Source organism: Janthinobacterium sp. BCJ23 (genome assembly GCF_059617945.1).
Window position 1 is genome coordinate 138,656 of the sequence record NZ_JCAQAW010000007.1, and the last position, 17,985, is coordinate 156,640.

Here is a 17,985-nt window from a genome sequence, read left to right on the forward strand (position 1 = left end):
GGCTTGACCTGGGTCATTGAAGCGCCACGGGGGCTCTGCGATCATGGCATGCCATGAAGAATACCGCCCCCCTCCCCCACACACGCTTCGCTCCCTACCGCGAGGAAGTCTGCAGCGAAGACGAAGTCAAACACCTCGTCCACACCTTTTATGCGGCCGCGCGCGACGACGCCATGCTGGGCCCCATCTTTGCCGCCGAGGTCAAGGATTGGGATGCCCACCTAGCAACATTGGTCGATTTCTGGTCAGGCTTGCTGCGCGGCACCATGCGCTACCACGGCAAGCCGCTGGCCCAGCACGCACAAATGGAAAATTTGACGCCCTGCATGTTCCGCCGCTGGCTGACCCTGTTCTTTGCCACGACGGAAAGCATGGGCAACCCGGCCCTGCAGGAGAAGGCCGATACCATCGCCTTGAATATCGCCGAACGGCTATGGAAAAGCTTTGCGGAAAGCCATTCCATCGTGGCGCCGCAGCTTTAGAAACGTTCGTAGCCTTGCAGATAGCGCCATTGCCCCACAGGCATGGCGCCCATCGGGATGCGGCCGATGCGCAAGCGCTTCATGCCGACGACTTCCAGCCCCACCATCTTGCACATATGGGCGATCTGGCCCGGCTGCACGTTTTTCAGGGCGAAACGCAAGCGCGTTTCATTCTGCCAGCTGACCTTGATCGGCGGCAAAGGCTTGCCATTGAAGGGCAAACCGTGATTCAGCAGCGCCAGGCCATTCTCGGCGATGGCGCCCGACACTTCCACGATGAATTCCTGCTCCACCGTTTTCGCTTCGTCGACCAGCTTGCGGGCCACGCGGAAATCCTGCGTGAACACCAGCAGGCCGGACGCCATGGTGTCAAGCGGATTGGTGATGGTCAGACCGATCAGGTGGCGCTTGAGGAAGCGCGTGACGGAGCTGGGCGCCACATTTTCCGGCGTGAAAATCTCTTCGGGACGCAAACAGCTCAGGGCCGGCTTGCCTTCGCTGCCCACGCCGCCATTGATGCCGGCCGGCTTGTGCAGCAGAATCGTCACGGGCGGCATTTCTTCCAGGGTCGCGTTCGGCAGCAGCACCACCGTTTGATTGTCGGCCACGCGCGCGCCCGACTCTTCCACCAGCACGCCATCGACCGTTACCCAGCCGCCCTCGATATACAGCTCGGCCTCGCGGCGCGAACAGGGCACGTCTTCAGACAGACGCTTGGCCAGGCGGACGGTGGGCATTTCGATTGGTGTGGTCATGGGGAGGCGCAAAAAGCAAGGGAGGAGAAAACCGGTATTGTAACCGACCGGCTCCTCCCTTTTTGTTGATTGCGCTGGTGCTTGTCGGATTACGCTGCGCTAATCCGACCTACGCGACCTACCGGCGGTTGCTGGTGGTTGTCGGATTACGCGCTTGCGCGCTAATCCGACCTACGTGGCTCATCAGGTAGGTTGGATTAGCGGAACGCGTAATCCAACAATCAGGCCGTCGCCTTGGCCAATTCCTCGGCAAAGAAACGGTGGCCCATCTCTTCCAGGCCCAGGGTCTGCAGCACTTCCTGCAGGCGTTCCGTCGGGCGCTGGCGCGGCAGGTTCTTATAGCTGGCGATGATCAGTTCATTCTTCATCGAATGCTCCCAGCCCACCAGTTCCGTCACGCTGACCTGGTAGCCGTGCGCTTCCAGCTGCAGACAGCGCAGCACGTTGGTGATCTGGCTGCCGAACTCGCGCGTGTGCAGCGGGTGGCGCCACAGTTCCGTCAAGACGCTCTTGCCCAGGCTTTTGCCCTTGTTCTTCTTCAGCACGGATGCGACTTCCGCCTGGCAGCATGGCACGAGCACCATGAATTTCGCCTTTTTCTTCAGGGCGAAGTGAATCGCGTCATCAGTGGCCGTGTTGCACGCATGCAAGGCCGTGACGATGTCGATCTGCTGGGGCAGCAAGTTCGATTCCGTCGATTCGGCCACGGACAGCGGCAGGAACGACATGCCGGGGAACTTGAATTTCTTGGCCAGCTCCTGCGAGCGCTGCACCAGCTCTTCGCGCGTCTCGATGCCGTAGATGTGCGAACCGTCGTTGCCGTTCTTGAAGAACAGGTCGTACAGGATAAAGCCCAGGTAGGACTTGCCGGCGCCGTGGTCGACCAGCGAGACGCCGGGGTGGTCGAGCTGCACTTCGCGCAGCAGCGGCTCGATGAACTGCGTCAGGTGGTACACCTGCTTGAGCTTGCGGCGGCTGTCCTGATTCATCTTGCCGTCGCGCGTCAGGATGTGCAGTTCCTGCAGCAAGGCGACCGACTGGCCATCCTTGATCTCGGGCATGTTGCTGGCGGCCGTGATGACATCTTTCGGCGCAGCGACTGCGGTGGCGGCGGCTGCCGCGCCCTTAGCGCGCTTCATCGATCCACGCCATCTGTATCGCTTCGAGCACTTTTTCGCCGCCGCGCGTGTGGTCATCGTCGAAACCGTCCAGTTCCACCACCCAGTTATGCAGGTCGGTGAAACGCACGGTCAGGGGATCGATGTCCGGATGCGTATCGAACAGCGCTTCGGCGATCGCGGTGATGTCGGACCATTTCATGTTAGTGGCTGCCTTCGCTGACCTGGTTGATCGTGTATTTCGGGATTTCAACGACAAGGTCGGCCTCGGCCACGATGGATTGGCACGACAGGCGCGACACGGCTTCCAGGCCCCAGGCCTTGTCCAGCATGTCTTCTTCCAGTTCCGTTGCTTCGTTCAAGGATTCGATGCCTTCGCGGACCAGCACGTGGCACGTGGTGCAGGCGCACGATTTTTCGCAGGCGTGCTCGATGTCGATGTCGTTTTCCAGCAGGATGTCGCAGATGGACTTGCCGGCAGGTGCTTCGATGACGGCGCCGTCCGGGCAAAGCTTGGCGTGCGGCAGGATAACGATTTGTGGCATGGTTTCTTCTTTCAGTCTGTCATTCGGAGCGCGGCCGCAGTTTCGGCGGCGCGCTGTTCAATTAGTCTTGTACGACCTGGTCCAGGGATTTACCCGTCAAGGCAGTGCGCACGCTGCGGTCCATGCGGCGCGAGGCAAAATCCTCGGTGCCGTCGGCGAGCAGCTCGATCGCCAGCTTCAAGGCCTGATGGTCGATGGCGCCGCTTTGCGATTGCACGATGGCGTCGCGCACCTTGTTCATCAAGCCGTCGACGGTAACGCGCTCGGCGTCATCGAGCAAGCCGCCGTCTTCATCGAGCGCCGACTGCGTGGCCAGCAGGATGCGTTCCGCTTCCACCTGCTCTTCGCGCAGCGCGCGCGCCACCATGTCGACGTCGGCCGACGTGTACGAGTCCTGCAGCATGCGGGCGATGTCGTCGTCGCCCAGGCCGTAGGCCGGCTTGACGCTGATCGATGCTTCCACGCCCGAGCGCAGCTCGCGCGCCGAGACGGACAGCAAGCCGTCCGCATCGACCTGGTAGGTGATGCGGATGCGCGCGGCGCCCGCCACCATCGGCGGAATGCCGCGCAATTCAAAACGCGCCAGCGAGCGGCAGTCGCTAACCAGTTCGCGCTCACCCTGCAGCACGTGCACGGCCAGGGCCGTCTGGCCGTCCTTGAATGTCGTGAATTCCTGCGCACGGGCGCATGGGATCGTCGAATTACGGGGGATGATTTTTTCCACCAGGCCGCCCATGGTTTCGATGCCCAGGGAGAGCGGGATCACGTCCAGCAGCAGCCAGTCGTCGCCGGCGGCGCGGTTACCGGCCAGCAAGTTCGCCTGAATGGCCGCGCCCAGCGCCACCACTTTATCGGGGTCGATGTTCGCGTGCGGCGTCGTGTGGAAGAATTCACTGACGGCACGCTGCACGTGCGGCATGCGCGTGGCGCCGCCCACCATCACCACGCCGTCGACGTCGTCCGCGTCCACGTTCGCATCGCGCAAGGCTTTCTTGATGGCGTTCATGGTCTTGGCGACCAGGTGCTGCGTCATGGCGGCAAAGTCGGCAGCCGTAACGCGCAGGTGGATTTCTTCGCCCGAGTTCAGCTTGGCGTCAATCGTCGTTTCCGGCTTGGTCGACAGCAATTCCTTGATCTCGCGCGCTTTTACCATCAGGATGGCCGTGTCCTCGTCCGACAGCGGTGCCAGCTTGGCCTGCTCGCTGATCCAGCAGAACAGGCGGCGGTCGAAATCGTCGCCGCCCAGGGCCGAATCGCCGCCCGTGGACAGCACTTCAAACACGCCCTTGCTCAGTTTCAGGATCGAGATGTCGAAGGTGCCGCCGCCGAGGTCATACACGGCGTACACGCCTTCGGAAGCGTTATCGAGGCCGTACGCGATGGCGGCGGCCGTCGGCTCGCTCAACAGGCGCAGCACGTTGATGCCGGCCAGCTGCGCCGCATCTTTCGTTGCCTGGCGCTGCGCGTCGTCAAAATAGGCGGGCACGGTGATCACGGCGCCGACCAGGTCGTCGCCCAGCGAATCTTCCGCGCGCTGGCGCAAGGTGGCGAGGATTTGCGCCGACACTTCGACGGGGCTTTTCACGCCGGCCACGGTTTTCAGCTGCACCATGCCAGGCGTATCCTGGAAGTCGTAGGGCAGGTTTTCCGCGTAGGCGATGTCGGCCAGGCCCCGGCCCATGAAGCGTTTCACGGACACGATGGTGTTCTTCGGGTCGGTCGTTTGCGCGGACAGGGCCTTGTAGCCGATGTTCGCGTGGCCATTCGGCAGGTAGCGCACGACGGACGGCAGCAGGGAGTGCCCTTCCTCATCGTTGAGTACCTCGGGAATGCTGTTGCGGACGGTGGCGACCAGGGAATTGGTGGTGCCCAGATCGATGCCGACGGCCAGGCGGTGCTGGTGCGGCGCGGTCGACATGCCTGGTTCGGAGATTTGCAGAAGTGCCATTGTATTCGTGCCTCGATTAATTTTTTGCGTGATGCGGTTGATGCCTGTCGCGCATTATAAGACGCGCGCCAGACTGGCGCTTGGCACGCCGGTCAAGCTATCCGGAGATCAGACTTCGATCGCCTCATAGGCAAAACGGACTTCCTCGCCGAATTTGTCGAGGAACATCAGGGCGCGCACGCTTTGCGCAGCATTCACATAGTCGGCGGCGTCGAGCTGGGCCGCCACCTGGGCCAGCAAGGCCTTGCGTTCGCCGCGCAGCTGGCGGTCCAGGGCGTCGAGCGCGTCGGCATCCTTGCCGGCGCGGGCATCGCCCAGTTCTTCGCGCCACTCCATCTGCTGCATCAGGAAACTGACGGGCATGGCCGTGTTCGATTCCGTCTGCAAATCGACGCCATTGAGTTCGCACAGGTATTGCGCGCGTTTTTGCGGGCTTTTCAGGGTTTGGTAGGCTTCATTGGCGCGCGTGGCCCATTGCATCGCCACGCGCTTTTCAGCGCTGCTGGCGTTGATGAAGCGGTCCGGGTGGACCTTGCCCTGCACGTCGCGGTAGGCTGCGTCGAGCGCGCTCATGTCGAGCGAGAACTGCGCCGGCAACTGGAATAATTCGAAGTGGTTTTGCATAATGGTCAGTGGTCGCTGTACCGCAATCGATGGGTACAGCGCACCGACCGGGGTCTTGCCAGCTGTTTAAATCCTGAAGGACTCGCCGCAGCCGCAGGCGTCTTTTTCGTTCGGATTGTGGAACTTGAAACCTTCGTTCAAGCCCTCGCGCGCGAAATCGAGTTCCGTGCCGTCGATGTAAGGCAAGCTTTTCGGGTCGACGAAGACTTTCACGCCGTGCGATTCGAAGACGCTGTCTTCGGCCGCCGCTTCATCGACATATTCGAGCTTGTAAGCCAGGCCCGAGCAGCCCGTGGTCCGCACGCCAAAGCGCAAACCCATGCCCTTGCCGCGCCGTTCGATATAACGGTTGATGTGCTTCGCCGCTTTTTCGGTCAGTGTGATCATGTATTTCTCCGTAACTGCCCCGGCCTTGCGGCTGGGGCGGGCTACCAACGTTTAAGCTGCTGCCGGGTGACGGGTTTGATAATCCAGTACCGCCGCCTTGATGGCATCTTCCGCCAGGATCGAGCAGTGGATCTTCACTGGCGGCAGGGCCAGTTCTTCGGCGATCTGCGTGTTCTTGATGGCCAGTGCCTGGTCCAGGGTCTTGCCCTTGACCCATTCCGTTACCAGCGAGCTCGACGCGATGGCCGAACCGCAGCCGTAGGTCTTGAATTTCGCATCTTCGATCAGGCCATCGGCGCCGACCTTGATCTGCAGTTTCATCACGTCGCCGCAGGCAGGCGCGCCTACCATGCCAGTGCCGATGGTTTCATCACCCTTGTCGAAAGCGCCCACGTTGCGCGGGTTTTCGTAGTGATCGAGTACTTTGTCCGAGTAAGCCATTTTGATGCTCCTTTAATATTCTTGCCGGCCCCGTCAACAGGGGCCACGGTGTTGGTTAGTGGGCTGCCCATTGAATCGAATTGATGTCGATTCCGTCCTTGAACATGTCCCACAGCGGCGACAGTTCGCGCAGCTTGTGTACTTTCGATTTCAGCAGGTTCACGGCGAAGTCGATGTCTTCCTCGGTCGAGAAGCGGCCGATGGTGAAGCGGATCGAGCTGTGCGCCAGTTCGTCGCTGCGGCCCAGGGCGCGCAGCACGTACGATGGTTCCAGGCTGGCCGAGGTGCAGGCCGAACCGGACGACACGGCGATATCCTTGATTGCCATGATCAGCGACTCGCCTTCGACGTAGTTGAAGCTCACGTTCAGGTTGTGCGGCACGCGGTGGTCCATGTCGCCGTTGATGTAGACTTCTTCGATCTCCTGCAAGCCCTTGGCCAGGCGGTCGCGCAAGGCCTTGATGCGGCCGATTTCGCTGTCCATTTCTTCCTTGGCGATGCGGAACGCTTCGCCCATGCCGACGATCTGGTGCGTTGGCAGGGTGCCCGAACGCAGGCCGCGCTCATGGCCGCCACCGTGCATCTGCGCTTCCAGGCGCACGCGCGGCTTGCGGCACACGTACAGGGCGCCCACGCCTTTCGGGCCGTAGGTCTTGTGCGCCGTGAAGGTCATCAGGTCGACCTTGGTCTTTTGCAGGTCGATGACGACCTTGCCCGTCGCTTGCGCGGCGTCGCAATGGAAGATGATGCCTTTCGAGCGGCAGAACACGCCGATCTCGTCGATCGGCTGGATCACGCCGATTTCGTTGTTTACCAGCATGACCGACACGAGGATGGTGTCCGGGCGCACGGCCGCGGCCAGCTGCTCGACGGTGATCAGGCCGTTGTCCTGCGGTTCCAGATACGTAGCTTCAAAGCCGATGCGTTCCAGTTCGCGCACCGTGTCGAGTACCGATTTGTGCTCGGTCTTGACGGTGATGATGTGCTTGCCCTTGGTCTTGTAGAACTGTGCCGCGCCCTTGATGGCCAGGTTGTTGCTTTCCGTCGCGCCAGAGGTCCAGATGATTTCGCGCGGATCGGCGTTCACCAGGGCCGCCACGTGGCCGCGTGCCTCTTCCACGGCTTTTTCCGCCGTCCAGCCATACATGTGGCTGCGCGATGCCGGATTGCCGAACTGCTCGCGCAGGTAGGGAATCATCTTGTCGGCGACGCGTGGATCGATCGGCGTAGTGGCCGAGTAATCCATGTAGATCGGGAAATGCGGTGCGGTTTCAAAGTGCACTTGGCCTACGTTTTTTTCTGGGGCGTTCATCAATAACTCCTGCAATCAGCAACTTAGTATTTTGTAATATTCAACCGATGGCGGCGTGGTTACGATGCATCACCATCACGCTTTGTTCGGCAATCTTTTGTCTCTGCTGGTCGACCAGGTCCTGCAAGGACACAGAATCCAGATAATCGACCATTTTTTCATTGAGTGTGGACCACAATTCATGCGTCATGCAGCGCGCACCCGTGGCCGCGTCGGCGCCGTGGCAATGTTCCTTGCCGCCGCACTGCGTGGCGTCCAGCGGCTCGTCGACCGCGATGATGATGTCGGCCACCGTCACCTTGTCCGCGCGGCGCGCCAGGCTGTAGCCGCCGCCCGGACCGCGGATCGATTCGACGATCTCATGGCGGCGCAGCTTGCCGAACAGCTGTTCCAGGTAGGACAGGGAAATCGACTGGCGCTGGCTGATGCCGGACAAGGTGACCGGACCTTTACCCTGGCGCAGGGCAAGATCGATCATCGCAGTCACGGCAAAACGGCCTTTTGTAGTCAGACGCATACATCCTCGGTTCAACTAGTTTAAAATATTGCGGCTTTTCAACTTCTCAAACCCTGAGTAGTTGAATGATTTAGTCAAGTATAACAAATTCGGCGGGGTTTGTCAGAGCGCCCCTCGATGACCACAGGGCTGGCAGGGGCTTAACGGGCCACGCGTGACATGGCGGCCTCAAGAAAACAACAATCAAACAACAATAGGACAATCGCCGGCTTCACGACACCTGACAAAACCGTCGCGAGCGGAAGGGAGAGGTGGCCGAGAAACGCAACCGTACTGAGTACGGGGGCGCCGAGCCGGTGAGCATCGCAGGCTACCTATACCGACGCGCAGCAGGTTTGGTCAGGCGCTATCATCCGCGCAGGGCGCTGCGCACTTTCATCAACTCAAAACCGAGCAAGTTCAAGCCGTCCCAGCTGGCGGGGTCGTCGATGCGCGGATTGTCCGAAGCCAGGCCTACGCCCCAGATGCGGTCGACGGGACTGGCCTCGACGATGACCCGCTCGCCCGTGCCCAGCAAGAACTTGCGCAGTGCGGCCTTTTGCGAGAACTTGGCAAAGTTGCCATCGAAGACGATACCAGCGCGCGCCGCTTCCCACACCTTGGCGTCAAAGTTCGCCACTTCGCGCCCCAGTTTTTTCACTTCCGACGGCCGCGCGGCCGCCACGATGCGCGCCTGCACGGCCGTGTCGCCAAACAGCGCTGCCTTTTGCGCCATCATGTAGTGCTCGGCCGTCGCATACGTGACGCCGGCCAGACTGAAGGGCGACGGGAACCACTGGCTGAAGCAGCTTTTGTCGGGCACCTGCGGCTGCGCCGGCGTGTGGCCCCAGAAATACAGATAGTCGGGCACGCCGCCTGCCGCGATCCACGCCTTCAATTCTTCCACGTTACTGATTTGCATATTCCCCGCACTTCCGCCAGATGGCGTCAATTCAATCTCAAGCACGCAATAGTTGCATCGGGCCAAACAAGGCCTGCATGTCACGATTGCCGATAAAGGACAGATTATACGGATGTTCCGCCGTCACCTGCGGCAACGATGCCGCCACCGGCAGGCGTTTGATGAGCTCGGCAATCTTGCCCCACAACACCAGTTGCGGCAAGGCCGCCCCGCCCTGCCGCGCCAGCGCTTCGAGCACCACCTGCAGGAAAGGCAGCCAGCCGCGCGCATCCTGCACGGGCGGCACGTGGGAACGGAACACCAGCGCCGCGTTGAGCAGCAAAAAGCCCTGCTCCGTCATCTTGCGCTGCAGGTCGGGCAAGGTCTGGATCACGCCGCTGCCCGGCAATTGCGCGGCAGCCGCCACGGGCGCCATGGCTACGCCGGACGTGTCGCCGCCCTGCAGCTGGCCATCGGCCACCAGCAGCATCTTCATGAAGTTGCGCAGGGACGTGGCGCGGTTGACGGGCTTCGACAGCCCCGTGGCCGACCACAGACTGCCGACGGCGCCATCCATGAAGCACACGCCCGTGGCACTGTCGGCGCGCGGATACGGCCCCTCGCCCACCAGCACGTAGCGCACCTGCGCCAGCGGCAGGGCAAAGGCGGCGAACAGCCGGCCCTGCGTGGGCAGGTAATCGTCGACGGCCAGCGCCGGCAGGTAGGCGGGATCGGCCGCCATCACGGCGTCCAAGCCGCGTAGCAGGATGGGACGCCAGGAAGCGTGCGCCAGGGACAGGGCATCGGTGATGCTGGCAGGAACGGTTGTTGCAGTCATGGCGCGTGAAATATTTGGGCAAACGCAAATTGTAGCGCACCGGTACGCCTGCATTGTTGAATGCGCCCCCCCCCCACATCTCACAGCAATACCAATATAGCAACAACAGTATCAAAAATTGCACGCCATCTGCGCCAATCGAGGCCGGCAATGCTAGACTGGTTTCCTTGGAACTTGAGCCACATCAAGAAATAGTGCTTACCGGATTCTTCCATCCACTAACGCTCATTGCGCCTGGGCAAGTTCTCAACACACTGCCCTGTCCATGCCCTGTCCCTACCTCACACGATTGCGCGCCGCGATACGCTTGCCCTGCCTGAGCTTTCTGCTATGGCTATGCTGCAACGCCCCCGTCCATGCGCAAGACCTGACGGAGATCAGCGCACCGCGTTTTGCGCCAAGACAAGTGCTGGTACTGTATTCGCTGGGCAGCGACGCCTCCTCGCAGTGGCAAACGCTGATCCACAAGGGCATGAGCGCGGAACTGGCCAACGAGAACTGGCGCCTCGCGCCCGGCATCTATGAGGAGCGGCTCGATTCCGTGCGCGTGGGCGAGCAACCTGCCATAGCCGGGCTGGAAACCTATCTGCAAACCAAGTACAGGATGGTGCGGTTCGACGCCATCATCACGGAAAACTACCTGGCGGCCCAGTTCCTGAGCCAGCATCCAACGCTGTTTCCCGGCGTGCCCCGCTACTATGTGAATCAGGGACGGCAGGACTGGGTACCTGCCGACGGCATCAATCTCGATGTGCGCCACGATTTTGGCAAGGCCATCGGCGTCATGCTGCAAGTGACGCCAAGGCTGCGCCATATCGCCGTCGTCGGCGACGGCAGCGCACGCGGCCAGGCGTGGATCGCCGCCATCCGCGCCGCCATCGCGCCCTACCAGGACAGGCTCAAGGTCGAGTTCTGGGATCACCTGAGCCAGGAAGAGTTGTGGCGCCGCACCGGCACGCTGGGCGAGGGCAGCGCCATCTACCTGCTGCCCGTCTACCGCGACGAACTGGGGCAGCACACGACGCCGCCCGTCATGGCGCGCGACCTGGCCTCGCGCAGCGCCGTGCCCATTTTCACCAGCGTGGAGTCGCTGATACTGCCCGGCGTGGTGGGCGGCTATGTCATCAGCGGAGAGAAAGTGGGACGCACCATTGCGCGCATCCTGCTGGGCAGAACGCCCGACCCGGATGGCATGCAGGCGTATATCTTTGACGATGCCGCGGTACAGCGCTTCGGCTTGCGCAACCTGCCCGGCGAGGCGCGCATCCTGAACCGGCCACAGGGCGTATGGGCGCAATATCACTGGCAGATCATCGCCGGACTGTCGCTGATCGCGCTGCAAGCGGCGCTGATCACGGCCCTGCTGCTGGCACAGCGCAGCCGCCGCGCCAGCGTGGCGGCCCTGCATGCGGAGCGCGACATGCTCGAGGAACGGGTCTTGCAGCGTACCCTGGAACTGCTGGTGGCCAACTCCCGGCTGGAGCAGCAAGCCACGACCGACCCGCTGACGGGCCTGGGGAACCGCCGCATGATGACCCTGCGGCTGACGGAGGAGCTTGAGCGCGCCCAGCGCTTCGGCCACACGCTGTCGCTGCTGATGATCGATATCGACCACTTCAAACGCATCAATGATGGCCATGGCCACGACGCGGGCGACCGCGCCATCGCTGCCGTCGCGCAAGTGCTGCGCAGCGTCACGCGGGGCATGGATACGGCGGCGCGCTTCGGGGGCGAGGAATTCGTGCTGCTGATGCCGGAGACGCCGCTGTCGGTGGCGCTGGAAGCGGCCGAGCGCCTGCGCCTGGCGGCAGCCAGCTTGCGCGTGGAATGCGATGATGGCCAGCTGGTCAGCCTGACCATCAGCATCGGCGTGACATCCAGTACGCCGCAATCGACCGCACCAGTCAGGCGGGAAGCGGACCACTTGACCGATCTGCTGATTCGCGCCGACCAGGCCCTGTACCGCGCCAAACATGGCGGACGGGACAGGGTTGAGTGGAGCTGAAACTGCTCCCTTGTTGACCTGATGCCCTATTCGGCGTCAGGCTGCTGCGACGGATGGGCGGCCGCAAACGCGGGCAAGCCGGAGCAATGCGCGTGGATGCGCGCCACGCGCGGGTACGGCGCCAGGTCGATGGCGAAACGCTGCGCATTGAATACCTGCGGCACCAGGCAGCAGTCGGCCATCGTCGGGCTGCCGCCATGGCAGAACAGGTCCATGCCGGCCGGATCGCCCTGCGCCAGCAGCGCTTCCACGGCCGCCAGTCCCTCGGCCATCCAGTGGCGGTACCACTCCTGCTTGGCCTCGTCCGACAGCCCCAGGGTGTTTTTCAGGTATTTCAGCACGCGCAGATTCGTCAGCGGATGGGCATCGCAGGCGATCGCCAGCGCCAGCGCGCGCACCCTGGCGCGTCCCAGCGCGTCTGCCGGCAGCAGCGGCACGGCTGGGCGAGTCTCGTCGAGATACTCGAGCATCGCCAGCGACTGCGTCAGGATGGCGCCGTCGTCGTCGAGCGCCGGCACCAGGGCCGACGGGTTGACGGCGCGGTAGGCTGGCAGCAGCTGCTGGCCGCCATCCTGCAGCAAATGCACGGGGATGCTGTCGTAGGCGATGCCTTTGAGATTCAAGGCAATGCGCACCCGGTAGGCGGCCGAACTGCGGAAATAGGTGTACAGCTTCATGGGCCTCCCCTCAGGCGCGGCCGGCGTACAGGGCCACGGTCTGCTCGATGCTGCCGAAGATGCTGGCACCGGCCGCGTCGCGCATCTCGATGCGCACCGTGTCGCCGAACTTCAGATACGCCGTTTTCGGCGCGCCGTGCTCGATGGTTTCATACATGCGCACCTCGGCCAGGCAGCAGTAGCCGACGCCGCCGTTCTCGATGCTCGATCCAAACAGGTTGCCCTGCTTGTTCGACACGGTACCGGAACCGACGATGCTGCCGGCGCCCAGTTCGCGCGTCTTCGCCGCATGGGCGACCAGCTGGGCAAAATTGAAGGTCATGTCTTCGCCCGCATTCGGCTTGCCGAACGGTTTGTCGTTCAAGTCCACCAGCAACGGCAAATGCAGCTTGCTGTCCGCCCAGTCGGCACCCAGTTCGTCCGGCGTGACGGCGACGGGCGAAAACGCGCTGGCCGCCTTCGACTGGAAGAAACCGAAACCCTTGGCCAATTCGCCCGGGATCAGATTGCGCAAGGAGACGTCGTTGACCAGCATGACGAGGCGGATCGCTTTCGCCGCGTCGTCCACGCTGGCGCCCATGGCGACGTCGCCCGTAATCACCGCCACTTCCGCTTCTAGGTCGATGCCCCACTCTTCGGACAGGGCGAAGATCGGGTCGCGCGGGCCGATAAAGCTGTCGGAGCCGCCCTGGTACATCAGCGGGTCCGTGTAGAACGAGGCCGGCACTTCCGCGTGGCGCGCCTTGCGCACCAGTTCCACGTGGTTGATGTAGGCGGAACCGTCGGCCCACTGGTAGGCGCGCGGCAACGGCGAGTGGCACAGCGCCGCATCAAACGGCTGGGCGTCCGGCGCCTGGCCCGCGTTCAGGTCGGCGTAGGCCTGCTCCAGTTTCGGTGCGACGGCGTCCCAGTTATCGAGCGCGGCCTGCAAGGTGGGCGCAATGGCGGCCACGCGCTGGTACTGGCGCAGGTCGCGGCTGACGAGGATCAGGGCGCCGTCGCGGCTGCCGTTTTTCAGGGTTGCGAATTTCATGATGTTCCTTGTTCGGTGTTTCGGTGTAATTAGTCAGAGAGTGTCGGTCCGGTGCGCTCAGGCGTCGGCTGGCGCGTGCATCCAGGCGGCGTGCTTGGGCGCGCGGCGCGTCTGCGACCATTCTTCCAGCATTTCCCATTTGACGGCGTCCAGTTTGGCCATCATCTCCGGTGTGCCCACGTTGGCCGCCAGCTCCAGGCGGTGGCCGTTCGGGTCGAAGAAATAGATCGACTGGAAGATCGCGTGATTGACGGGACCGAGCACCTCGATGCCGCCGGCGACCAGGCGTTCCTTGGCGGCCAGCAGCTCCTCCATGCTGCCCACTTCCAGCGCCAGGTGCTGCACCCAGGCCGGGGTATTGCGGTCGCGGTCCATCGGCGGCTGCGTCGGCAGTTCAAAAAAGGCCAGCACATTGCCCTGGCCCGCATCGAGGAAGACATGCATGTACGGGTCCGGCGCCTTGGTCGACGGCACCAGGTCTTCGGCGATGGCGAGGACGAAATTCATGTTCAAATGCTTGACGTACCACTCGACGGTTTTCTTCGCGTCGATGCAGCGGTAGGCGACGTGGTGGATTTGCTTGATCTTCATGTGCTTGTCTCCAATGGATGGCGCCGTGGGCGCGTGGGCTGGCCTGTTTTTCAGCTTTTCACCATTAGAATCGAGTTACAGCTATCATACAAACAATTTTTAACCATTGATTTATCGGATTATCTTATGAGTCCCAGCCTGCGCCAAATGCGCGCCTTCGTGGCGCTGGCCAAGACCGGCAGTTTTACCCTGGCCGCCGAATACCTGCACGTGACGCAATCGGCCTTGAGCGGCTTGATCAAGGAACTGGAAAGCGTGCTGGGCGTGCGGGTGGTCGAGCGCAGCACGCGCAAGACGCAGCTGTCGGAAATCGGCCGCGAACTGTATCCGCTGTTTGAAAAGATGATCGAGGACCTCGACGGCGCCATGGCCGGCATCGCCCAGCGCAAGGCCCTGAAAACGGGCATGGTGCGCATCGCCGCGCCGCAAATGATGGCGTGCACCTTGCTGCCGGAAGTAATCGCCGCCTACCGCCAGGCGCACCCGGACGTGCAGCTGCGCCTCGTCGACTGCCCCGTGGAGAATGTCTCGGCACGCGTATTCAGCGGCGAAGTCGATTTCGGTATCGGCCCCGAACGCGATCCGACGGCGGAAATCGCCGCGCAGGCGCTGTTCGAGATGCCCTTCGTGCTGGTCTTCCCCGAACAGCACCCGCTGCAGCAAAAGGAAAGAGTCACCTGGGCCGACGTGGGCGACTACCCGTTCATCTCACTGCAGGGCCAGTTCACGGAACGCCTGCTGCGCGACATGCACGGCGCGTTTCGCGAGCTGTCGCTCAATCCCTATAACGAAGTGACCTTCATGACGACGGCATTGGCCATGGTCAGCGCCAACCTGGGCATCACGGTCTGCCTGCCGTACGCGGAACCGATGGTGAAACTATATCAATTGCACATGCGCGCCCTGCACGAGCCGGAACTGACGCGGCGCTTTTTCGTCTACACGAAGACGGGCCGTTCGCTGTCGCCGGCCGCCGAAAGCTTCATGGCCTTCCTGTTCCGCTTTGTCGAGACGCACGAGTGGAATGTGGGAGCTGGCAGCGGCGCGGCACGCGACGCCCTGCCCGCAGGCGGCCCGGCTGGCGCCGCTTTATAATGGCGCATCGCCCTTTGCCGCCTACGCCATGACCCAGCCTGCCCAGAATGACCTGTCCGCCATCGACGCCGCCACCATCGCCATCAACCAGCGCATGAACAAATTCGACGGCCATGCACAGGTCTGGCTGTTCGGCTATGGGTCGCTGATCTACAAGGCCGACTTCCCCTACATCGAACGCCGCCCCGCCAGCATCGCCGGCTGGACGCGGCGCTTCTGGCAAGGTTCGCATGACCACCGCGGCACGCCGATGGCGCCGGGCCGGGTCGCCACCATCGTGCCGCAGGCGGGCGCCATGTGCGACGGCATGGCTTATCTGATCACGCCCGAAGTCTTCGCCCACCTCGACCACCGCGAAAAGAACGGCTACCTGCGCCTGGCCACCGACATCACCTTCGAGGACGGCGGCAAGGTCGAAGGCCTCGTGTACATCGCCAACGAGGAAAACGCCGCCTTCCTGGGCGCCGCCCCGGAACTGGATATCGCTCGCCAGATCGCCCGATCAAACGGTCCCAGCGGCCCGAACAGCGAATACCTGCTGCATCTGGCCAGCGCCTTGCGCGAGCTGGGCAAGAGCGATCCGCATGTCTTTGCCATCGAGCAACATCTGGCGCAGATACAGGCACCTGCACAGGATAACGCTGCAGGATAGTGCTACACGTTAGGGCTACACGATAGCGCCGCAGCACCTCCGCCCCAGCCGCGGTAACGACGACTTAACTTGGCTTAACTTCTTAAAACAAATCCAGTTGTCCCGCATTGCCATTTTTCACTTTCGCGCCCAACGGCGGCACCACCAACGGGCGCCGGAACTGCGTGCAATCGAGCTGCTTGAAGCGGCCGCCCTTGCCATGCAGCCCCAGCCGGTGCACGGCCTTTTCAAAGCGCTGGCGGATGAGGTCGGCCCACACGCCTTCGCCCCGCATGCGCGCGCCGAACGCGCTGTCGTAATCCTTGCCGCCCCGCATTTCGCGCACCCGGTTCATCACGCGCTGGGCCCGTTCCGGGAAGTGTGCTTCCAGCCATTGCTGAAACAGCGGGCTCACTTCCCACGGCAGACGCAGCACCACGTAATGGGCGTGGATGGCGCCCGCGTCGCGCACGGCTTCGAGCAGCTGTTCGATTTCCGGCTCCGTCACGAACGGGATGATGGGCGCGATGCTCACGCCCACGGGAATACCGGCCTCCGTCAGCGTGCGGATGGTGCGCAGCCGCCGCGCCGGAGCAGCCGCGCGCGGTTCCAGGGTGCGCGCGATGGCGGGATCGAGCGTGGTGACAGTCACGGCCACGGCCGCCAGATGCCTGGCCGCCATGGGTGCCAGAATGTCGATATCGCGCTCGATCAGCGACGATTTCGTGATCAGCGCCACGGGATGGTCGCACTCCTGCAGCACTTCCAGCACGCGCCGCGTCAGCTGCCGTTCGCGTTCGCACGGCTGATACGCATCGGTATTGACGCCGAGGGCGATCGGTTCAGGCACATACGACGGCCTGGCCAGTTCGCGCCGCAAGAGTTCAGGAGCGTTCACTTTGGCGTAGATGCGGCTTTCGAAGTCCAGGCCCGGCGACAGGCCCAGATAGCTGTGCGTGGGACGGGCAAAGCAATAAATGCAGCCGTGTTCGCAACCGCGGTACGGGTTCAGCGAGACATTGAACGGCAAATCGGGCGAAGCGTTGCGCGTGAGGATGGTGCGCGCCTGCTCATCGCTGACCTGCGTCTTCCAGCCCGGCGCCCCCTCTTCCCCGGCCGCCTCATCCAGGCCGCCCACGCTCCAGCCATCGTCGAAACCGGCGCGCGCATGCACCTCGTAGCGCCCTTGCAGGTTCGAGACGGCCCCACGGCCCTTGTGAGCTTTCAGCGATTGCGGCGGCAGCATGGCTTGCCCGGCGAAGCTGTCATCGTGCTCTGGAATGATTGCTTTCATGAACGGCCCCATCAACTGTATATACGTACAGTATACTATGCCGCTGTCCGGCCAATATCAAGGGCTGCCATGGTGCTATTTCAAGCTTTTTCACCCTGCGGCATGACATAACTCAACTGCTGCGAGACAAAACCGTCAAATGCCGTGATCAGGGGAACGAAGCGGGCCGCGTCCTGCTCCAACTGCATCAAGGCATAGCACGTCGCTTCCAGGCTCGATAACTGGTCTGGCGCATGCGCCTTGCGGATCAGGTAATGGGAAGCGGGCGTATCGCGCAGTGGCAGGCGCGGCAGCTGTTGCAACGGGGGATTCATATATAGCATCTTGCGGCTCTTGCGCCAGGTGGCGTCCAGCACCACCAGCCGCAATTGGCTGGGATCAAGCAAGATGGCGGGGTCGAGCACTGGCGGCGGCGCGATGCCCAGCGAACGGTCGCCTGGCGTATCCGGGTACAGCAGCACATTGTGCTTGCCGGCCAGCAGCCCGGCGAGAACATCGGGGACAAACTGCTCGCCTGTCAGCATGCGGCTGTTGGGCAGGCTCAGGTGCAGCAAGCGGGCGCTGCCCTTGGCATTGTGGACTTCCAGCGGATGCTGCAGGATCAGCACTTCCACCGCATGGGAAACGGGGGCGATCCAGCGGCAGATGCAGCTGGACACGGCGCGCAGGCAAGCCGGGCAGCGCGCCCGTTTGGCGGGTTCCGCCAGGGAGGACGATGCAGCGGTAGAGCTGGAGGCATGGCTCGAGGTATTACTGGACGGATGGCTGGAGGTACGGCGGGTGGTCATGGCGGAGCGCGTTCGCGGCTGTCT

21 protein-coding genes are annotated in these 17,985 nt (G+C 62.7%); 4 read left to right on the forward strand and 17 right to left on the reverse strand.

The annotated features are described in order from the left end of the window. Positions 1 to 53: 53 nt before the first annotated feature. Positions 54 to 482, forward strand: a complete 429-nt coding sequence (locus AC54AG_RS20860; protein ID WP_496631484.1) for a group III truncated hemoglobin — start codon at positions 54 to 56, stop codon at positions 480 to 482. On the opposite strand, the gene AC54AG_RS20865 is transcribed toward AC54AG_RS20860, so the two are convergent. The 12 genes from AC54AG_RS20865 to AC54AG_RS20920 all read right to left on the reverse strand — a co-directional run bounded on the left by AC54AG_RS20865 (position 479) and on the right by AC54AG_RS20920 (position 9,847). Further along, positions 479 to 1,237 (reverse strand): rRNA pseudouridine synthase, encoded by a 759-nt coding sequence (locus AC54AG_RS20865; protein ID WP_496631485.1) that lies wholly within the window; start codon positions 1,235 to 1,237, stop codon positions 479 to 481. The genes AC54AG_RS20860 and AC54AG_RS20865 overlap by 4 nt on opposite strands. 221 nt (positions 1,238 to 1,458) lie before the next feature. Next, entirely contained in the window at positions 1,459 to 2,376 is a 918-nt protein-coding gene (locus AC54AG_RS20870; RefSeq protein WP_072452701.1) for a class I SAM-dependent methyltransferase, read from the reverse strand. Next, complete coding sequence (gene iscX / locus AC54AG_RS20875) at positions 2,363 to 2,557, reverse strand: Fe-S cluster assembly protein IscX (RefSeq protein WP_034750067.1); 195 nt, start codon at positions 2,555 to 2,557, stop codon at positions 2,363 to 2,365. Before iscX ends, AC54AG_RS20870 begins: the two co-directional genes overlap by 14 nt. A gap of 1 nt (position 2,558) precedes the next feature. Beyond that, on the reverse strand, positions 2,559 to 2,900 hold the full coding sequence (gene fdx / locus AC54AG_RS20880; RefSeq protein ID WP_034750070.1) for an ISC system 2Fe-2S type ferredoxin: 342 nt from the start codon (positions 2,898 to 2,900) through the stop codon (positions 2,559 to 2,561). Positions 2,901 to 2,961: 61 nt separating this feature from the next. After that, positions 2,962 to 4,848 (reverse strand): Fe-S protein assembly chaperone HscA, encoded by a 1,887-nt coding sequence (gene hscA, locus AC54AG_RS20885; RefSeq protein WP_319992893.1) that lies wholly within the window; start codon positions 4,846 to 4,848, stop codon positions 2,962 to 2,964. A gap of 108 nt (positions 4,849 to 4,956) precedes the next feature. Continuing rightward, positions 4,957 to 5,472 carry a Fe-S protein assembly co-chaperone HscB gene (hscB, locus tag AC54AG_RS20890; protein ID WP_035820574.1) on the reverse strand — a complete coding sequence of 172 codons (516 nt, stop codon included), beginning with the start codon at positions 5,470 to 5,472 and terminating at the stop codon, positions 4,957 to 4,959. A gap of 66 nt (positions 5,473 to 5,538) precedes the next feature. After that, positions 5,539 to 5,859 carry an iron-sulfur cluster assembly protein IscA gene (gene iscA, locus AC54AG_RS20895; RefSeq protein ID WP_034750079.1) on the reverse strand — a complete coding sequence of 107 codons (321 nt, stop codon included), beginning with the start codon at positions 5,857 to 5,859 and terminating at the stop codon, positions 5,539 to 5,541. A 51-nt stretch (positions 5,860 to 5,910) separates the two neighbouring features. Further along, complete coding sequence (gene iscU / locus AC54AG_RS20900) at positions 5,911 to 6,300, reverse strand: Fe-S cluster assembly scaffold IscU (protein WP_034779562.1); 390 nt, start codon at positions 6,298 to 6,300, stop codon at positions 5,911 to 5,913. A 55-nt stretch (positions 6,301 to 6,355) separates the two neighbouring features. After that, entirely contained in the window at positions 6,356 to 7,612 is a 1,257-nt protein-coding gene (locus tag AC54AG_RS20905; RefSeq protein ID WP_034750084.1) for an IscS subfamily cysteine desulfurase, read from the reverse strand. 40 nt (positions 7,613 to 7,652) lie between these two features. Next, on the reverse strand, positions 7,653 to 8,129 hold the full coding sequence (gene iscR / locus AC54AG_RS20910) for a Fe-S cluster assembly transcriptional regulator IscR (protein WP_034750086.1): 477 nt from the start codon (positions 8,127 to 8,129) through the stop codon (positions 7,653 to 7,655). Positions 8,130 to 8,478: 349 nt separating this feature from the next. Beyond that, on the reverse strand, positions 8,479 to 9,030 hold the full coding sequence (ybiA, locus tag AC54AG_RS20915; RefSeq protein ID WP_496631486.1) for a riboflavin biosynthesis intermediates N-glycosidase: 552 nt from the start codon (positions 9,028 to 9,030) through the stop codon (positions 8,479 to 8,481). A gap of 37 nt (positions 9,031 to 9,067) precedes the next feature. Further along, the gene (locus AC54AG_RS20920; protein WP_496631487.1) at positions 9,068 to 9,847 is read right to left on the reverse strand and encodes a uracil-DNA glycosylase family protein; all 780 of its coding nucleotides are present in this window, start codon (positions 9,845 to 9,847) and stop codon (positions 9,068 to 9,070) included. Positions 9,848 to 10,112: 265 nt separating this feature from the next. On the opposite strand from AC54AG_RS20920, the gene AC54AG_RS20925 reads away from it, so the two are divergent. Further along, complete coding sequence (locus tag AC54AG_RS20925) at positions 10,113 to 11,852, forward strand: diguanylate cyclase (protein ID WP_496631488.1); 1,740 nt, start codon at positions 10,113 to 10,115, stop codon at positions 11,850 to 11,852. A gap of 26 nt (positions 11,853 to 11,878) precedes the next feature. On the opposite strand, the gene maiA is transcribed toward AC54AG_RS20925, so the two are convergent. From maiA to AC54AG_RS20940, 3 genes are read right to left on the reverse strand one after another with little or no spacing between them, the layout of a single operon-like run. Next, positions 11,879 to 12,529 (reverse strand): maleylacetoacetate isomerase, encoded by a 651-nt coding sequence (maiA, locus tag AC54AG_RS20930; RefSeq protein WP_496631489.1) that lies wholly within the window; start codon positions 12,527 to 12,529, stop codon positions 11,879 to 11,881. A gap of 10 nt (positions 12,530 to 12,539) precedes the next feature. After that, positions 12,540 to 13,562, reverse strand: coding sequence for a fumarylacetoacetate hydrolase family protein (locus tag AC54AG_RS20935; protein ID WP_331778003.1), 1,023 nt, complete (start codon positions 13,560 to 13,562; stop codon positions 12,540 to 12,542). 57 nt (positions 13,563 to 13,619) lie between these two features. Beyond that, positions 13,620 to 14,153 carry a VOC family protein gene (locus tag AC54AG_RS20940; protein ID WP_092710160.1) on the reverse strand — a complete coding sequence of 178 codons (534 nt, stop codon included), beginning with the start codon at positions 14,151 to 14,153 and terminating at the stop codon, positions 13,620 to 13,622. A gap of 126 nt (positions 14,154 to 14,279) precedes the next feature. Here AC54AG_RS20940 and AC54AG_RS20945 point away from each other — a divergent pair, with 126 nt between their 5' ends. Both AC54AG_RS20945 and AC54AG_RS20950 read left to right on the forward strand, forming a co-directional pair. After that, entirely contained in the window at positions 14,280 to 15,248 is a 969-nt protein-coding gene (locus AC54AG_RS20945) for a LysR family transcriptional regulator (RefSeq protein WP_034750103.1), read from the forward strand. 28 nt (positions 15,249 to 15,276) lie between these two features. Continuing rightward, on the forward strand, positions 15,277 to 15,900 hold the full coding sequence (locus AC54AG_RS20950) for a gamma-glutamylcyclotransferase (protein WP_442907274.1): 624 nt from the start codon (positions 15,277 to 15,279) through the stop codon (positions 15,898 to 15,900). Positions 15,901 to 15,982: 82 nt separating this feature from the next. Here the strand turns inward: AC54AG_RS20950 and AC54AG_RS20955 are convergent, their stop codons facing one another. After that, positions 15,983 to 17,173: a PA0069 family radical SAM protein gene (locus AC54AG_RS20955; protein ID WP_419177875.1), complete on the reverse strand. Its 1,191-nt coding sequence runs from the start codon at positions 17,171 to 17,173 to the stop codon at positions 15,983 to 15,985. 80 nt (positions 17,174 to 17,253) lie between these two features. Next, entirely contained in the window at positions 17,254 to 17,961 is a 708-nt protein-coding gene (locus AC54AG_RS20960) for a tRNA-uridine aminocarboxypropyltransferase (RefSeq protein WP_496631490.1), read from the reverse strand. Positions 17,962 to 17,985 lie beyond the last annotated feature (24 nt).

Coding starts and splice junctions, on each gene's coding strand:
- AC54AG_RS20940 (WP_092710160.1), bottom strand. CDS start 14,153: ATGAAGATCAAGCAAATCCACCACGTCGCCTACCGCTGCATCGACGCG.
- AC54AG_RS20950 (WP_442907274.1), top strand. CDS start 15,277: ATGACCCAGCCTGCCCAGAATGACCTGTCCGCCATCGACGCCGCCACC.
- iscU (WP_034779562.1), bottom strand. CDS start 6,300: ATGGCTTACTCGGACAAAGTACTCGATCACTACGAAAACCCGCGCAAC.
- ybiA (WP_496631486.1), bottom strand. CDS start 9,030: ATGCAAATCAGTAACGTGGAAGAATTGAAGGCGTGGATCGCGGCAGGC.
- iscX (WP_034750067.1), bottom strand. CDS start 2,557: ATGAAATGGTCCGACATCACCGCGATCGCCGAAGCGCTGTTCGATACG.
- AC54AG_RS20960 (WP_496631490.1), bottom strand. CDS start 17,961: ATGACCACCCGCCGTACCTCCAGCCATCCGTCCAGTAATACCTCGAGC.
- AC54AG_RS20925 (WP_496631488.1), top strand. CDS start 10,113: ATGCCCTGTCCCTACCTCACACGATTGCGCGCCGCGATACGCTTGCCC.
- AC54AG_RS20935 (WP_331778003.1), bottom strand. CDS start 13,562: ATGAAATTCGCAACCCTGAAAAACGGCAGCCGCGACGGCGCCCTGATC.
- AC54AG_RS20870 (WP_072452701.1), bottom strand. CDS start 2,376: ATGAAGCGCGCTAAGGGCGCGGCAGCCGCCGCCACCGCAGTCGCTGCG.
- iscA (WP_034750079.1), bottom strand. CDS start 5,859: ATGATCACACTGACCGAAAAAGCGGCGAAGCACATCAACCGTTATATC.
- AC54AG_RS20905 (WP_034750084.1), bottom strand. CDS start 7,612: ATGAACGCCCCAGAAAAAAACGTAGGCCAAGTGCACTTTGAAACCGCA.
- maiA (WP_496631489.1), bottom strand. CDS start 12,529: ATGAAGCTGTACACCTATTTCCGCAGTTCGGCCGCCTACCGGGTGCGC.
- AC54AG_RS20860 (WP_496631484.1), top strand. CDS start 54: ATGAAGAATACCGCCCCCCTCCCCCACACACGCTTCGCTCCCTACCGC.
- AC54AG_RS20865 (WP_496631485.1), bottom strand. CDS start 1,237: ATGACCACACCAATCGAAATGCCCACCGTCCGCCTGGCCAAGCGTCTG.
- AC54AG_RS20945 (WP_034750103.1), top strand. CDS start 14,280: ATGAGTCCCAGCCTGCGCCAAATGCGCGCCTTCGTGGCGCTGGCCAAG.
- AC54AG_RS20920 (WP_496631487.1), bottom strand. CDS start 9,847: ATGACTGCAACAACCGTTCCTGCCAGCATCACCGATGCCCTGTCCCTG.
- fdx (WP_034750070.1), bottom strand. CDS start 2,900: ATGCCACAAATCGTTATCCTGCCGCACGCCAAGCTTTGCCCGGACGGC.
- AC54AG_RS20955 (WP_419177875.1), bottom strand. CDS start 17,173: ATGAAAGCAATCATTCCAGAGCACGATGACAGCTTCGCCGGGCAAGCC.
- iscR (WP_034750086.1), bottom strand. CDS start 8,129: ATGCGTCTGACTACAAAAGGCCGTTTTGCCGTGACTGCGATGATCGAT.
- hscA (WP_319992893.1), bottom strand. CDS start 4,848: ATGGCACTTCTGCAAATCTCCGAACCAGGCATGTCGACCGCGCCGCAC.
- hscB (WP_035820574.1), bottom strand. CDS start 5,472: ATGCAAAACCACTTCGAATTATTCCAGTTGCCGGCGCAGTTCTCGCTC.